This is a genomic window from Nocardiopsis coralli (genome assembly GCF_014892575.1).
In the GTDB taxonomy this organism is placed as follows: domain Bacteria; phylum Actinomycetota; class Actinomycetes; order Streptosporangiales; family Streptosporangiaceae; genus Nocardiopsis; species Nocardiopsis coralli.
On sequence record NZ_JADBGI010000080.1, the window covers coordinates 1 to 328 of the forward strand.

The 328-nt window shown below is 70.4% G+C and carries 1 protein-coding gene; it reads left to right on the forward strand.

The genetic code is table 11. The features are described 5' to 3' along the window. Nucleotides 1-328 (forward strand): diiron oxygenase (locus IDM40_RS27825; RefSeq protein ID WP_193125042.1); only part of this gene is annotated, 328 nt, incomplete at both ends.

The window sequence follows — 328 nt, forward strand, 5'->3', positions numbered from 1 at the left end:
CGCCTACACCGAGATCGCCGACGAGTGCCGGCACACGGTCATGTTCGCCAAGGCCGTGCAGAAGCTCGGCTGGCACACCCACAAGCTCGACCCGCTCGCCTTCCACCTGGGCCGCCTGTGCCGCACGTTCGCGCACGGCCCCCTGATCTTCGCCGGGGCGCTCTTCGTCGAGGAGATCCTCGACCGCCTCCAACGCGAGGTCGTCAAGGACGACTCGGTCGAGCCCCTGGTGCGGGCCACCTCGCGCATCCACGTCGTGGAGGAGGCGCGGCACATGCGCTACGCCCGCGAGGAGTTCGCCCGCGACTGGCAGAACCGCGGCCCGATC